The 15,859-nt window shown below is 38.2% G+C and carries 13 protein-coding genes and 4 pseudogenes; 2 read left to right on the forward strand and 15 right to left on the reverse strand.

Annotation, left to right across the window (positions count from 1 at the left end):
- The 9 genes and pseudogenes from HT709_RS05420 to HT709_RS05460 all read right to left on the reverse strand — a co-directional run.
- A pseudogene (locus tag HT709_RS05420) lies at positions 1-901 on the reverse strand (hypothetical protein); the annotation flags it as partial.
- Between the two features lie 629 nt (positions 902-1,530).
- Entirely contained in the window at positions 1,531-2,082 is a 552-nt protein-coding gene (locus HT709_RS05425; RefSeq protein WP_000643819.1) for a GNAT family N-acetyltransferase, read from the reverse strand.
- Between the two features lie 349 nt (positions 2,083-2,431).
- A complete protein-coding gene (gene nadE / locus HT709_RS05430; RefSeq protein WP_023936400.1) occupies positions 2,432-3,256 on the reverse strand; it encodes an ammonia-dependent NAD(+) synthetase in 825 nt (274 codons plus the stop codon).
- Positions 3,253-4,713, reverse strand: coding sequence for a nicotinate phosphoribosyltransferase (locus HT709_RS05435; RefSeq protein ID WP_023936402.1), 1,461 nt, complete (start codon positions 4,711-4,713; stop codon positions 3,253-3,255). Before HT709_RS05435 ends, nadE begins: the two co-directional genes overlap by 4 nt.
- Positions 4,714-4,828: 115 nt before the next feature.
- Positions 4,829-5,317 (reverse strand): DUF6773 family protein, encoded by a 489-nt coding sequence (locus tag HT709_RS05440; RefSeq protein WP_023936404.1) that lies wholly within the window; start codon positions 5,315-5,317, stop codon positions 4,829-4,831.
- Positions 5,307-5,516, reverse strand: coding sequence for a helix-turn-helix transcriptional regulator (locus HT709_RS05445; protein WP_031223021.1), 210 nt, complete (start codon positions 5,514-5,516; stop codon positions 5,307-5,309). The genes HT709_RS05440 and HT709_RS05445 overlap by 11 nt, the downstream gene beginning before the upstream one ends.
- Before the next feature lie 385 nt (positions 5,517-5,901).
- On the reverse strand, positions 5,902-6,630 hold the full coding sequence (locus tag HT709_RS05450; protein WP_000773490.1) for an ABC transporter permease: 729 nt from the start codon (positions 6,628-6,630) through the stop codon (positions 5,902-5,904).
- A gap of 15 nt (positions 6,631-6,645) precedes the next feature.
- Positions 6,646-7,516 (reverse strand): annotated as a pseudogene (locus tag HT709_RS05455) (ABC transporter ATP-binding protein).
- Positions 7,517-7,873: 357 nt separating this feature from the next.
- Positions 7,874-8,059, reverse strand: a pseudogene (locus HT709_RS05460) (U32 family peptidase C-terminal domain-containing protein); the annotation flags it as partial.
- Here HT709_RS05460 and HT709_RS05465 point away from each other — a divergent pair.
- Complete coding sequence (locus tag HT709_RS05465) at positions 8,002-8,901, forward strand: site-specific DNA-methyltransferase (protein ID WP_329599433.1); 900 nt, start codon at positions 8,002-8,004, stop codon at positions 8,899-8,901. The pseudogene HT709_RS05460 and the gene HT709_RS05465 overlap by 58 nt on opposite strands.
- Before the next feature lie 287 nt (positions 8,902-9,188).
- Here the strand turns inward: HT709_RS05465 and guaA are convergent, their stop codons facing one another.
- A complete protein-coding gene (gene guaA, locus HT709_RS05470; RefSeq protein ID WP_172925584.1) occupies positions 9,189-10,751 on the reverse strand; it encodes a glutamine-hydrolyzing GMP synthase in 1,563 nt (520 codons plus the stop codon).
- Between the two features lie 140 nt (positions 10,752-10,891).
- Between guaA and HT709_RS05475 the strand changes: the two genes are divergently transcribed.
- Positions 10,892-11,590: a GntR family transcriptional regulator gene (locus HT709_RS05475; protein WP_023936412.1), complete on the forward strand. Its 699-nt coding sequence runs from the start codon at positions 10,892-10,894 to the stop codon at positions 11,588-11,590.
- Between the two features lie 124 nt (positions 11,591-11,714).
- On the opposite strand, the gene HT709_RS05480 is transcribed toward HT709_RS05475, so the two are convergent.
- The 5 genes and pseudogenes from HT709_RS05480 to HT709_RS05500 all read right to left on the reverse strand — a co-directional run bounded on the left by HT709_RS05480 (position 11,715) and on the right by HT709_RS05500 (position 15,824).
- Complete coding sequence (locus tag HT709_RS05480; protein WP_000071685.1) at positions 11,715-12,611, reverse strand: DMT family transporter; 897 nt, start codon at positions 12,609-12,611, stop codon at positions 11,715-11,717.
- Positions 12,612-12,619: 8 nt separating this feature from the next.
- On the reverse strand, positions 12,620-13,555 hold the full coding sequence (locus tag HT709_RS05485; protein ID WP_000872315.1) for a serine hydrolase: 936 nt from the start codon (positions 13,553-13,555) through the stop codon (positions 12,620-12,622).
- Positions 13,552-14,277, reverse strand: coding sequence for a CppA family protein (locus tag HT709_RS05490; RefSeq protein WP_023936414.1), 726 nt, complete (start codon positions 14,275-14,277; stop codon positions 13,552-13,554). Before HT709_RS05490 ends, HT709_RS05485 begins: the two co-directional genes overlap by 4 nt.
- An 83-nt stretch (positions 14,278-14,360) precedes the next feature.
- Positions 14,361-14,947, reverse strand: a pseudogene (locus HT709_RS05495) (SGNH/GDSL hydrolase family protein).
- Positions 14,948-14,996: 49 nt separating this feature from the next.
- On the reverse strand, positions 14,997-15,824 hold the full coding sequence (locus HT709_RS05500; RefSeq protein WP_054394570.1) for an HAD family hydrolase: 828 nt from the start codon (positions 15,822-15,824) through the stop codon (positions 14,997-14,999).
- Positions 15,825-15,859: the final 35 nt, after the last annotated feature.

Consider the following 15,859-nt stretch of genomic DNA (forward strand, 5'->3'; position numbering starts at 1 on the left):
CGCGGTCAACCTTGCTTTTGGCTGGAACTTTGATAACTGTTTCTGTCGGTTCTTTTCTGTCTACAGTAACCTTTTCTGTGACCTTACCAGTCTCTGGATTAACATCGTAGGTCGTCGTTGTGGTTACATAGCCATCCTCTCCGTCAACCATCTCAATAGAAGCTCCTCGGTCTCTAGTCTCATCTTTTTCATAACGGATGACACTTGTAGGAAGGACTTCGCGCTCAACCTTGCTTTTAGCTGGAACTTTGATAACTGTATCCGTGGCTTCTTTTTTCTCTACGGTAACCTTTTCGGTAACATGACCATTCTCTGGATTAACATCGTAGGTCGTTGTCGTGGTTATAGTTCCGTCCTCTCCGTCAATTGTAACAGGATTTTCACTACGGTCTTTAGTTTCATCTTTTTCAAAACGGATAACACTTGTAGGCAGAACTTCACGCTCAACCTTGCTTTTGGCTGGAACTTTGATAACTGTATCCGTGGCTTCTTTTTTCTCTACGGTAACCTTTTCAGTAACATGACCATTCTCTGGATTAACATCGTAGGTCGTCGTTGTGGTTACATAGCCATCCTCTCCGTCAATTGTAACAGGATTTTCACTACGGTCTTTAGTTTCATCTTTTTCAAAACGAATTCGCGTACTTGAAATTTTCTTGGTTACTACCTTAGGTTTAGTCGCTACTTTTACAATAATATCCCCATTATCAGCGTCATCATACTCTATTCCCTCTTCTTTATCTCTAGTATCATCTCTGACATATTGAATCCCATCAGCAGCATGAACAAAACTTGTATTCAGGATTCCTCCTAAAAATAAAGTTAGCCCGACTATCACAGAACCAAAAATCTTTCCGAGTTTACGTAATGCATAGCGCTTATTGGTATTAGATTTTGCCATTACATCCTCCTTCTAAAAGTTACTACTTAGTATAGCATATTTTCTGGCAAATGTTAAACAATATGTTTCATACATCAAATAAACTTAAAATGATATATTAATTATTGAACTAACACTTTAACTATATCGTAATCAATCTCATATATAAAGGATTGCAGACATCTTATCTAAATACATGCTAATATATTTAGATACAAACATTCCAACTTGATAACTTTCACTCATCTTTCATCATTCCTTATACAACTATGCAGTATAAATAGAATAGTTTGCGCATCAGAATGAGACTATTTTAATGTTAGATATTTTGATAGAAAAACATAAATAAAATTGGTGGAATTTAATTCCCTAACTCGATAGAGGATTCTATTTTAAATTTAACAACAGCTAGGATTACACTATAAAAAGCACATTACCACCTGTTCGGCTGGAGAATCTAGTCGATTAGCTCCCTCTTAGTTACAAGCTTAAAGCGATTTTTTAACTAATACTAAACCAGATTAAAGAAGGAACTAGAACATCTGTCTTGTACTAATCAATATGCTATTTTAAAGTTGCAAATAAACTTAGAATGCCATTTATTATATTTACAATAAATAGTTGACTTCGATAGAAACAGAAAATAGAATTCAACATTCTTCCCTACTTATCTGATAATAAATAAGATCCGCAAGATAGCCTTTTCTCTCTACACCATTAACAATCGTTTGTAGATAGGACATTCCAGCCTTCTCCATGACACGACCTGAAGCTGGGTTGAGACTGGCATATCGAGCTTTGACTTTTTGAAATCCTACTTGAGTAAAACAAAAGTCCAAGACAGCTTTTAAGGCCTCTGTCATAAGACCACGACCCCAATAGTTTTTTCCTAAAATATAGCCAATTTCACAAGAAGAATTGTTCTCATCTATTGCAACGATGCTGATATCTCCTATCACTTGCTCTGGGTTTTCTTTGAGACAAATAGCCCATTTGTAATAGTTGGGATTAGTATAGGAAGCAACCCAGTTACGAATCGAATTTCGAGTCACCACGACATCAGGATGGGGATCCCAGGTAACATAGGTCAGATTCTCAGCGGATGAAGCCCAATTTTGAAACATAGCTTCTGAATCACTCTCCACAAATCTTCTTAAAATCAAACGTTCTGTCTGTAATATTTGCGTACCGATAGCTTTCATGATGCTACCTCACTTCCTTATTTCTATGCTCGTAGTAAAAAGGCTCAACTCAGTAACAGCTAGAAAACGAGTTTGTCTTCTAATTTCTTGACGCAGTCGCTGCCTGGTTTGAAATGCGCTCTAGCAAGCTTTTTCAAACCTAGTCATCGTTGCAGGGGTAAGACGATGAAATCGAACTCTTCGAGTTACCGAATCTGCCTCATTTTCTTATTTCTAAACTCGGGGTTCAAGATCCCCCAGACCTTCTCTCACTTTCTTATTTCAAGGTGAGAGGCTGAAAACCTCCACTGGAGGTTTTTCTTGCTTTTTAATTTCAGGGCAAGAAGCTAAAAAGGTTCCCCGAACCTTTTTACTCCCAAAAGTCATCAAATACGGTGATGGGTAGGTGGCGTTTATGTTGGCCTTTGTGCCACCAGTTTTCGATTCTTGCTTGGGCTTCTGGGCTGATTGTTTTGCCTTCTAGGTAGTCGTCAATCTCTTCATAAGTGACTCCGAGGGCTACTTCGTCAGCTAGACCTGGTTTATCTTCTTCTAGGTCTGCTGTTGGGATTTTTTCATAAAGGGCTGGGTCTGCACCAAGTTCCTTCAAGAGTTGTTTTCCTTGACGTTTATTGAGGCGATAAAGAGGGAGAATATCTGCACCACCGTCACCAAACTTGGTAAAGAAACCTGTGATATTTTCCGCGGCGTGGTCTGTCCCAATGACCGCTCCACTATGGGCACCCGCAAGGGCATATTGGGCAATCATACGACTACGAGCCTTGATATTGCCCTTGTTAAAATCTGAAACAGGACTACCTGTCGCTTCAACAGCAGCTGTCATAGCGTCAGCTGATTCCTTAATATTGACGACTAAACTGACATCTGGCTGGATGAAGTCTAGGGCTTTTTGAGCGTCTGCTTCATCGGCTTGTACTCCATAAGGCAGGCGGACAGCGATAAATTTGTAGCTGTCGTCTCCCGTTTCTGCTCGCAGTTCTTCCATAGCTAGTTGAGCCAAACGACCTGCCAAAGTCGAGTCCTGCCCTCCAGAAATCCCTAGCACAAAAGTTTTAAGAAAGGGATGTTTTTTCAGGTATCTTTTTAAGAAATCAATAGAACGACGGATTTCTTCCTGGGCATCAATCACTGGTTTGACACCCAGCTCTTGGATAATCGTTTCTTGCAAACTCATTCTTCTTCTCCTTCACCGAGGGCTTCCTTACGCATTTTGTCAATCAAGTCCATCTTGTCTTGCCATACATCACGCGCCAAATCCACTGGATAGTGCTGCGGATTGAGTACACGCTTGTACTCATCCCAAAGCTTGTCAAATTCCTTACGAGCATAATCCTGAATCTCAGTCAAGCTAGGCAAGTTATAAATCAATTTCCCGTCTTTGAAAATATCCACCAAGAGAGGAACAGCATCAAAATTACGAACGGTCTTCTTGATGTATGTGTAAGTCGGATGGAACATCTTGATTTCAGTCATGCTGGCAACATCTACGCCGTCATAAGTGATGTAATCACCCTCTGACTTGCCTTTTTCACGACTGGTAATGCGCCACACCTGCTTCTTACCTGGCGTAGACACTTTTTCCGCATTATTAGACAGTTTGATAGTATTACGCATCTTACCATTTTCATCTTCAATCGCAACAATCTTATAAACCGCCCCAAGAGCTGGTTGGTCATAGGCTGTAATCAGCTTAGTTCCCACACCCCAGACATCAATCTTGGCCTTTTGCATCTTGAGGTTGAGGATAGTATTTTCATCTAGGTCATTTGAAGCATAAATCTTAGCTTCTGTAAAGCCAGCCTCGTCCAATTGCTGACGGACTTTCTTAGAAATGTAGGCAATATCCCCAGAGTCAATCCGCACACCCATAAAGTTAATCTGATCACCCAGCTCACGCGCCACCTGAATGGCAGCTGGTACACCGATGCGAAGGGTGTCATAGGTATCCACAAGAAAGACACAATTTTTGTGGGTCGCAGCGTAAGCCTTGAAAGCTTCATAGTCATTGCCATAAACCTGTACCAAGGCATGGGCATGGGTTCCCAAAACAGGAATGTCAAAGAGCTTACCCGCACGCACGTTGCTGGTTCCATTGGCGCCACCAATCACCGCTGCGCGTGTTCCCCAGATGGCCGCATCCATTTCTTGAGCCCGACGTGTCCCAAACTCCATCAAGGGTTCATCTTCGATAACCGAACGAATACGAGCTGCCTTGGTCGCTACCAAGGTCTGGTAGTTGACGATGTTCAAAAGAGCCGTTTCGACCAACTGACATTGGGCTAGAGGGCCTTCCACCTGCACAATAGGCTCATTAGCAAAAACCAAGTCCCCTTCTTGGGCAGAACGAACGGCCAACTCCAACTTGAAATTGCGAAGATAGTCCAAGAATGCCCCATGATAGCCTAGCGACTCCAAATAGGCAATATCACTATCTGAAAAACACAAGTCTTCAAGATAATTCACAATTCTTTCCAAACCTGCAAAAACCGCATAGCCGTTCTTAAAAGGCTGTTGACGGAAATACACCTCAAAGACCGCCTTCTTATTGTGAATCCCTTGGTCAAAGTAAACCTGCATCATGTTGATCTGGTACAAGTCCGTGTGCAATGTCAAACTATCATCTGGATACATACTTTTCCTACTTCCTTAGCTAGAAACCCATGAAAATTTTCAAGAACTTTCATGTATTCCAATAAATTAGTACTATTATATCACATTTTAGCTGGATTGAGAAAAGAGTAACAAGCTATTCACCACTCTCCAATTCATCCATATCTTGTTCAAACTTTTTCTGAGCCCATTCTCCATAGCTCTTCAGACCGAGATTGCCAATAAAGACCCAGGGAAGGTAAATGACATAAGTAATTGCCCAAGCAGACAGGTATTTAACGTTCAAAGGATTGTGCTGATAAATTTCTATGTTGAATTGATAATTCTGCAACATCAAAAGAGCCGTAATCGCCAAGGTTAGGAAAAAACAACCCAAAATCGTAAAATGAAAACGACTATAGTAGGTCACTCCCAGATAACGGGCACGATTGAAAAAGAAGAAAATTCCTACTATCAGAATATAGACTAGAAAATTCGGATTAAAAAGAGAGGGAGCTAATACAGCCACCAAATAGCTTAGAAGCACAAGCCCAATGAAGAGGGTAAAGAATTCTGCCCCAGCTTTATTGATTAGTTGTTCTTCTCTTTCGTCAAGTAATTGATAATGAATGAATTTATTTACCATCTTCTTCCTCCCAAAATAGTTGGTCTAGGCTTTTCCCTAAACATCTGCAAATGGACTGGCAGAGCGAGAGACTGGGATTGTATTTCCCCGCCTCTATCAAACCAATAGTCTGGCGCGTCACCCCCACAGCCTCTGCCAGTTGACCTTGAGTTAAATCAAGCTCTACACGAGCTAATTTTAATTTTAAATTTTTAGCCACCGGCGTCCTCCTTATAGTTTTAATACTCATCTACTCTTAAAAAATCCAAAACCAACACAAGCTGTCAACTATTTATTATAACCCCATTAATTAGCACTCCAGTATTATCTTCAGCCGAAAATCAGTATTTTAGGTTGTTTGAAATAAACTTCCTAGTTTACTCTTTTATTTTTATTTAGTATTAGCTTTAGTAGGATCTTTTAAACGAGTTTTTATTGCTTATATTTCTTGTTTAGTTTAGTTGGTTTCATATCACTATTATATAATGCTTTTGGAAATGAGCCTAGTATAAGTCAAAAACGTGTTGAATAGTGAAAGCAGGAGCATACCAAGATGACTGATTTTTTTATTGTATTTTAGGTATGCAAAATAATACTAAATGAAACTAAAATGAATACTTCTTGCTTTTCTTAAGAGTGAAAAAGTACAATAAAATGATTGTAGTGATTACCACAAGATACTGACTAATAGACATCGTATTTGAAGCCACAAATACAGGTAAAGAATAAAAAGGAAGAAGTTCAATTGCTTTGATAAACAAATCATTACTAGTATTCATCATCATCGTATTTAATATATTAGGGATAAAGAGTAGTAAAGCTACTAAAATACCAAATACCAAGCCACTTTTCAATTTGTATAAATAGAAAATGTAAGATAATAGAAAATAAAACAGGACTAACAAAATTGTATTGACTACAATAGCTACTATAAAATCTAATCCTAAATCACCTGGAATACCCAATTTACTTACTATGACTAGTAACACAATGCCATTCAAAGCATAAATAATGGAAACTGAGATGGCATATAGAAAATTAGACAAGACGTAAATCATCCGATTCTTCTGTTGATTATAAAACAAACTTACCGTATTGTGGGAAAAATCTCTACTAATGACTCGATTAGCATGTATAACAGCCATTAACATACCGAGCATAGCATAAAAGTTTGAAATATGCTTAATACCAAGCGATGTCCCTTGAGTCTTTAGAATAAAGAATGTAACCAATATCGGCGGTATAAACGAGATAAGCAAACCGAGATATATTACGCCTGATGAATATAAATTTCTTATATTTTCCTTAAGAAAATTCAATTTATTTAATTTCATGATGATAACCTTCCTTTATTTTGAACGATTTAGATAAATATCTTTAAGCGTCTCTTTTTTAGTTTCAAAATCAACTACTTTAATAGAGTTTTCGTTAAAAAATTTAAAAAGCTCACTACTTTGAATATTCCCAGACATAGTAATTCTCAGTCCCTCTTCCTGAACAATATCCCCAAATTCTTGTTTGGTAATGAAAATGTCTCTATCTGTAGCTGATGAAAAAGCTATCTCAAACAAGAAATTATGACTATCTTTTCCTACTTTTTGAAATGTCAAAAGCCCGTTCTCCAAGAAAAGAACCCTCTCACAAATTTCTTCAATATCTTCTAATTTATGACTCGATATTAAAATTCCCACATTTTCATGTAAAGCTAAATTTTTTAGAACCGATAAAACTATTTGTGATGATTCAATATCTAAACCATTAGTCGGTTCATCTAAAATCAATATATCAGGTTCCGTAACGAGAGTTAGAAGCAAAGCTAATTTTTGTTTTGTACCCAAAGAATAGGTCTTTACTTTTTTATTAATAGACTGAGTCAAATCTAACTCTTGAATCAAACTTCTAAATCTTTCTTGATTGTAGTCAACACCATATAAATTTGACAAATATTTTAAATTCTCTAAACCTGTTTTAGATAAAAATAATTTTGGTTCTTCGATTAAATACCCAACATTATCACTGCTTATAATATTACCTGAAGTCGGTTGATTATTCTGAACAAGAATTTTCATCAACGTACTCTTACCAACTCCATTTCTCCCTACTAGACCAACAATTTCACCCTTGTTAAGTGCAAAATTTATATCTTTGAGAATGATTGAATGACCATAATGCTTACTTACATTTATAACTTCCATTTTTTATTCCTCCATCAATATTCATGGTTTGCTCTTTGATTCTTATTGAGTTTAAAAAGTTGCGCCTCTTTTTAACAACATTATATCATATATCTAACTTAATGCAATATATAAATGTCATTTTGTAAGATTTTATTAGCAAAAAAACTCTCTACCATAAAAAATAGAGAGTGTTAAGTTTAAATATAGGATTTCAAAATATCGATGATATCCCTTCTTTGTTTAATTTAATATGCTTTGATACCTAAGCTTCGACTTTATCACTTAAAAAATAAAAAAGGACAGCTAATCCCTTGCGCATCAAGGGATTTCGCCATTCTTTAATCTCGTTTAAGTGTTGTATATGGAGCTTTGCATAATTTTTTAACACTAAACAACTACATTAAGCTCGAACTGTGACACTGGTTCCATCTTCCTTATAAAGATTGATGAGACCCTCTTTAAGAGCTCGAACCATGTCTCCAGCTTGAACAGGTTGTGGGACTTTAATAGTCAAGAGTTCCATTGGATTTGGAGCACGGTCGATTTTATTGCCTTTGGCATCGTGAAGATCCTCAATATAGGTTTCAATTTGAAGATACATGGACTTCGATTGAGGATTACAAAGAATTTTTATCTGTAAGATTAGAAGAATGCAAAAGAGTGCTAAAAAATAGTGGCAGTATTTTCGTTCATTGTGATAAAATTGCAAATCATCATATTAGATTAATTTTAGATAATATCTTTGGAGCAGATATGTTTCAAAGCGAAATTATATGGAACTATAAACGGTGGTCTAATTCAAAAAAGGGATTATTGAACAATCATCAAAACATTTACTTTTATTCAAAGTCAAAAGATTTTAAATTTAATACAATTTTTACAGAGTATTCTTCTACTACAAATATCGACCAAATACTAGTGGAACGAAAACGAGATGGAAACTCTAAAACTATATATAAGGTTGATAATAATGGTAACTATATTCTGGCAAAAGAGAAAAATGGAGTTCCCCTTTCAGATGTTTGGAATATACCATTTCTTAATCCAAAAGCTAAAGAAAGAGTAGGTTATCCTACACAAAAACCTATTCTGTTATTAGAACAAATTATAAAGATTGCTACTGATAAAAATGATATAGTTTTAGACCCGTTCTGTGGAAGTAGAACTACTTTAGTAGCCTCCAAGATTTTGAATAGAAATTATATGGGGATTGATTTATCTGAGGAAGCTATCAATATAACTCAGCAACGTCTGGAAAATGTTATAAAAACAAGTTCAAATTTATTGAATAAAGGAATCGAAGCATATAGAACCAAAACTGAGGAAGAGGAAAACATTCTTAAATTATTACAGGCAAAAATTGTTCAAAGAAATAAAGGAATTGATGGTTTTTTACCTAAACATTTTCAAAAAAACCGATACCTATAAAAATTCAAAAAAATAATGAATGTCTGAATGAAAGTATCTCTTTATTACAGAATGCTATAAACTCCAAAAAACTTGATTTTGGAGTAGTTATAAAAACTCATTCAGATAATTTATTATTTGATTTTGATACGATTCCTGAAAATATAATAGTAATTGACCATTTTGAACTTACAATCGAAAAATGGTTAAGTAAAAGTCAACAGTTACTATAGTTTGCAAATTATTTACAGAAAGAACAAAAAATGCTCTGAAACACTGATTTCAAAGCATTTTTTATTAGTTTAAAATTACTCCCACTCAACTGTTGCAGGTGGTTTACTTGTAATATCGTAGACGATACGGTTAACATGATCCACTTCATTTACGATACGTACTGAGATTTTTTGAAGGACATCCCAAGGAATTTTGGCAAAGTCCGCAGTCATACCATCAATAGAGGTAATAGCACGGATTGCAATCGTGTAGTCATATGTACGACCGTCACCCATAACCCCAACTGAACGAACGCCTGTGTTAACTGTGAAGTATTGCCAGATATCGCGGTCAAGACCAGCTTTAGCAATTTCTTCACGAAGAATAGCGTCCGACTCACGAACAGTTTCTAGCTTTTCTTCAGTGATTTCACCCATGACACGGATCGCAAGTCCTGGTCCTGGGAATGGTTGGCGCCATACGATATGGTCTGGCATACCAAGCTCTGTACCAAGGGCACGAACTTCGTCCTTGTAAAGAGTATTCAATGGTTCAATCAGCTCAAATTGCATGTCTTCTGGAAGACCACCAACATTGTGGTGTGACTTGATAGTTTGAGCTGTATCCGTACCAGACTCGATCACGTCGGTATAAAGAGTTCCTTGAGCAAGGAATTTCACATCTTTGAGCTTGCTTGCTTCGTCATCGAATACATAGACAAACTCGTTACCGATGATTTTACGTTTTTGTTCAGGGTCAGAAACGCCAGCAAGTTTGTCAAGGAAACGTTTAGCAGCGTCTGCTTTGACGATATTCAAACCAAACTTACCACCAAGCATATCCATAACCTGATCTGCTTCACCTTTACGAAGAAGACCGTGATCCACGAAGATACAGATCAATTGATCGCCAATCGCTTTTTGGAGAAGAACTCCAACAACTGAAGAGTCAACACCACCTGATAGACCAAGAAGAACACGTTTATCACCGACGGTTTCACGAATTTTTTGGATTTGCATATCAATGAAGTTATCCATTGACCAGTCGCCTTTAGCCTTACAGATGTTAAGGGCAAAGTTACGAAGGATATCATTTCCGTATACAGAATGACGAACTTCTGGGTGGAACTGGATACCGTAAATGTGTTTATCTGGGTTTTCAATGGCTGCATATGGACAGTCAGCTGAAGTTCCAGTACGAACAAAAGCAACAGGAATCTCAGTAACTGCATCACCATGGCTCATCAATACAGTTTGTTCATCAGGTGTTGATTCAAAAAGAGATGATGGTGTGTGTGTTAGGGTTGATTGACCGTATTCACGATTTCCAGCATCACCTGCAGGAACAACTTTTCCTCCAAGTTTATGGGTTAATAATTGCATACCATAACAGATTCCCAAAATAGGAATTCCGAGTTCGAAGATTTCTGGGTCAATATCGAATGAACCATCTTCGTATACAGAGTTTGGACCACCTGATAGAATAATTCCTACAGGATTGATTTCACGAACTTCAGCAGCTGAAATTTTATGGCTTTTTAGTTCTGAAAAAACACCAATCTCACGGATACGGCGTGAAATCAGCTGGTTGTATTGGCTACCATAGTCCAATACGATGATTTTTTCTACATCTTGCAAATCAGTTGAAATGTTGCTCATCTTTTTCCTTTCTCAAAAGAAATATCTTTTTTCAATATTCTATCACAAATAAGGGCGAATTACCAACTAAACAAGGCGAAGATTGACTTTTTCTAGTTTATTGGGGTACAATAGAGAAAAGATAGAAATGAAGTGAAAACATGCTACCAGCTTATATGAAAATCCACGATCAGATTAAAAAGGATATTGACGAGCACCGTTGGTCCATTGGTGAGAGGCTTCCCAGTGAAAGAGATTTAGCAGAGCAGTTTTCGGTCAGCCGCATGACCCTCCGCCAAGCCGTATCTCTATTGGTTGAAGAAGGTGTCTTAGAGCGCAGAGTTGGAAGTGGCACCTTTGTGTCCAGTACTCGGGTACAAGAAAAGATGCGAGGGACAACCAGTTTTACTGAAATTGTTAAGTCCCAAGGTAAAGTACCCTCTAGCCAGCTCATTTCCTACAGAAAAACCATTCCCAATGAGCAGGAAGTTGCCAAGCTAGGAATTTCTCCTACCGAAAATATTATCCGAATGGAGCGGGTCCGCTATGCCGACAAAGTTCCTCTGGTTTATGAAGTTGCTTCTATTCCTGAAAAATTCATTAAGGACTTTAAAAAAGAAGAAATCACTAGTCATTTCTTCCAAACACTGCAAAAACATGGCTACCGTATTGGTAAATCACATCAGACCATCTATGCTCGCCTTGCTAAGGAAAAAATCGCCCACTATTTAGAAGTTGAAAAAGGACATGCTATTCTTGGTCTGACTCAGGTTTCCTACCTAGAAGATGGTACTGCTTTTGAATACGTAAAAAGTCAATATGTAGGCGAACGTTTTGAATTTTATCTTGAAAACAATTAATACTCTTCGAAANNTTGCCGTACTCAAGTACAGTCTGCGGCTAGTTTCCTAGTTTGCTCTTTGATTTTCATTGAGCATAAAATACTACGCAAAAACTCTCTGTCACGGACGACAAAGAGTCTTTTTATTTTTCTAAGACTAAATCTTTCAAAGAAATCAGGGTTACAGCAAACAATATCATTGCCATACCAAGAAAATCAATGGGATAAAATTGTTCATTCATGATTAGGAAAGCAAAGAAAACAGCCGAAATTGGCTCAATTGAAGCCAACAAACTTGACTTGACCGGCCCAATCAGACTGGCTCCTTTTAGAAAGGCTGTATAGGCAAAGACAGTCCCGATAAGGATAATGCCCGCAAAAGCGAGGAGAAAATCAAGACTTGTTGGGATAGTAGTCTGTAGAACTCCTGTAAAAGGAAGGGCAACCAAACCTGCTATAACCATTCCCACACCAATGACCAAACTGCTCCCCCACTTCTTAATCAAGGCTATGGGTAAAATGATATAAAGTGCGTAAGTCAGAGCAGAAAAGAGACCCCAAAACAGGTCTGCAGGTGTCATGGATAACTGGTCCACCTGCCCATGTGTTGCGATCAGGAAGGTTCCTCCGATGGCTAATATGATAGAAACAATCTCTCCCAGTGTCGGTGCCACCTTATCCTTGATACAGCTATAAATCAAAATTCCGACAGGACAAACATACTGAAGTACTGTCGCGGTACCTGCATTGGTCTCCTGAATAGCAGTTAGATAGGCGAATTGGTTGAGGAATAGACCAATTAGAGCAAAAATAAGAAGAGACAGCAAACTCTTCTTATCCGTTAAAAAGGCCAGCATTTTATCCTTTGCAGTGGCATAAGCCAAGAGCATGAGAATTCCACCAGCGATTAAAAGGCGCAAGTTGGTCAAGACCAGAGCTGAAATTCCGTGTGCCATCAGGTATTGGCCACTCGTTCCTGACAAGCCCCAAGCTATCCCTGCCACAACTGTTAGTAAAGTCCCTTTTAAACTATTTGACATGTCTCTCCTTACTCTTCTTTGCGAATCAAGTTCATCACTTGATTGCGGTCTACAATCCATTGAGCCCTCTCATCCTTTTCATAGGTACGATTCGATAGGAAAATGGCCGCTTCTTGCTTCTGACGATTCCACATGATAAAGGTACCTGTATAGCCCGTATGGTCTAGCCAATCTCCTTCCAAATTCCATGCCAAAGAACGTTCCTTGTCATCCAAAGGTGAAAAATTTTGACTCAAATCTCTTGCAAAATCATCTGCTAAATAGTGTTCTAAAAAGATTTGTAAATCCTTTACAGTCGAAAACAAACCAGCACTACCTGCATGTCTGCCCAAGAGGCGAGCCTTGGGATCATGTACCAGACCTGCCTCGACACCTCTAACTGTTGGAACAGCAAGCTCAACAGGTCCAAATTGGGTTTCCGTCATTCCCCACGGTTTCCAAACTTGTTCTTGTAAAATCACATCCAAATCTTGATTAAAAATTCTTTCCAAAATAAAGCCCAACAGCAAAAAATGGACATCCGAATAAAGAAAGGCTGGCTGACTTCGTCTGTTGAGATGAAACATCGCTTCCTTTAATTCAGGGGCTGTTAAAAGATCACGATTAGGAATAAAAGGATCAAGGTCTGTTGCATGAGTCAAGAGCTGGCGAATAGTGATGTCTGGATAATCACTCTCAGCTAAAAAATCTGTTACCGGTCTGTCAATATCTAATTTGCCTTTTTCCCACAAGAAGGTAAAAACGGTGCCAACGCCAACAACCTTGCTGACACTAGCTAGGTCATAAACTAGTCCTGCCTCAGTCTGCAAGCCATGCTCTGGGTGACTCTGACCAATATAGAACTCCGTCCATTGATTGTCCTTAAAATACGCAAAAGAGGCTCCGGGATAAATCCCTGCCTCGATTTGTTCTTCTATTTTTTTAATAATCTGGGTCCACTTCATACTTCTTCAAACCACAATTCAACATTATTTCTATCTTTTCCAAGGAAGAATTTTTCAGACTTAGGAATAAAATATTCTGTAGACTCAAACTTCTGGCGAAGACTTGATATATCTAGTTCATTGACCAAGAACTTGAGCATAGATAAGTCCCAGGTAACCGTATTGTCCACAGTCAAATCCTTCCCCTGAGCTGGAATAAAATCAAGGGATGCCCCAATTTCAGATGATTCCAAGAAACTTTCGATATCAGTTTGGAGATGTAATTCCATAGAAATCTCAAATTTACTTAAAGAGATTGATGCCAAATCTGTTTGAAATTCAGGCTTTTCTCCTACTTCTACTAGACTTGCTCTGTCATCTTCTGCATGAATCAAAATCAAATCATCTTCTGGTGAAAAAATTTCAAAAGCGTAGCCATTTTGACCTTTATATAATCGATGAATCGAATCTGTTTTAGATAAGAGTCCCTCGATTTCTAAGGGATTTTCCACCTTGATAATCAATCTAGCCAATTTTTTTCGTCCCTCTACCTTACGAGTACGCATGCTTGGTGCTTCTTCTAAAACCAGCTTTTCAAGACCTGTTTGGTCCCCTAGTGATAGGAAGGCTGATTCCTCTAACAAGGCCTTCATGCCAAGGGTTTCAATATAAAATGTTTCATTTAATTTTCTATTATTAACTTTTAAAGTAGGAATAATCCGTACAATCTGATTTACATTCATAAATTCCTCCATCACTTTTTATTTTAAAGGATTTTAGAATTTTTTACAAGATATTATGCTCAAATTTAACTTTATTTAGCTATTTAGTAAAGATAGCCTTTCAAGGCTTTTGTCAAAACCTGATAACCAGCAACACTGAGGTGCAGTCCATCAGTTGTATATTCTTTTTTTAGTTGGCCCGCCTGGTCTGTCAAACTGTCAAAAACTGACAAAAATTCCACCTGCATATAGGCAGAAGCAAGCTCTTGATAGGCGTGATTCCTGTTCTGAATTTTTTCATTCGTGCGGATATAGACTGTCTGCTTATACTCCTCGCCTTCATTAACTGGCAAAATGGAAAGTAATTTTATCTCAGTCAGTGAATAATCGCGAGCAATGGATTGATGATAGCTTCGAGATTATTGAGAGCCTCATTCACAGGCACATCTTTTCCAATATCGTTCGTCCCAATTAAAAGGACAATTTTATCTACCTCCCCACCGTACAGATGCGCATCCAGATTCTCTAATAACAGTCCTGTCTGATAGCCACAAATTCCTCGATTGACAATTGTCTTTGAAGTCCCAAACAACTCCTGCAGAGGATAATATTCGACAATGGAATCCCCAATAAAAAGAATATCTGGCTCTACAACTGAAACCTGATTTAGGTGACGATACTTGGTTTGGATTTTTTCTTGTTCCTTTAGTAACCAATTTTCTAATAACTGTACTGCTACTTCATTCTCCTTTTTCTAACCAGTTTTCCAATACTTGGTAAACTCCTCCTTGGCTATTGGCTGGCGCTAGAGCCGTCGCCACAGCTTTGGCTTTGTCATCAGCATTTTCCATCGCATAGGCAATTCCAGCCATTTCAAGCATTTCAACATCATTTTCACTATCGCCAAAAGCCATGATTTGTTGGGGGGTCAAGTCCCAACGCTTGAGTAATTCTTCCAAGCCCCATGCTTTATGAATTCCAGCTTGGAGGATATCAATGCAACCATAGCCACTCGATACAGCCCGAACACGGCCATCAAAGAGGTCATTGATTTCTTCCAATACCGAATTCAAACGTTCCTCACCAACAACCATACTCATCTTGAGCACACCACCAAAGAGGTCAGAGGTTAATTCATCCACAAAATTCATTCGTTGGTAGAATTCTTCAATCATTTCTGGAGTCATAAAACTTTCAAGGTCTGTAAAAATGGTACCTTCCTTGACGAAACCACCCTTCATCCCTGTTACAACAAATTGATCCTGACACGCTCGACCCTCGAAATGAGCCAAAGCCTTATCGACAATGGCATCATCCCAAGTCTGAGCCTGAATCAATTCATTGTTTTCAAAAATATGAGCACCATTGGCAACAACCAGAACCACTCGATCCACCAAGTGCTCCAGTAGTTGCCTCATGCGGTGAATTTCATTCCCTGTCGCGATGACAAAACGAATCCCCCTTTGATCCAACTGATCCACAATCTTTTCCAAGCGTGGGAGATCAAGCTGGCCTCTAGAATCCAGCAAGGTCCCATCCATATCTGTCGCAATTACCTTAATCGTCATTTACTTTCCTCTTGATTAGACTTCCTGCAAAACTA

The organism is Streptococcus sp. 1343 (assembly GCF_013277355.1).
Lineage (GTDB): Bacteria > Bacillota > Bacilli > Lactobacillales > Streptococcaceae > Streptococcus > Streptococcus pseudopneumoniae.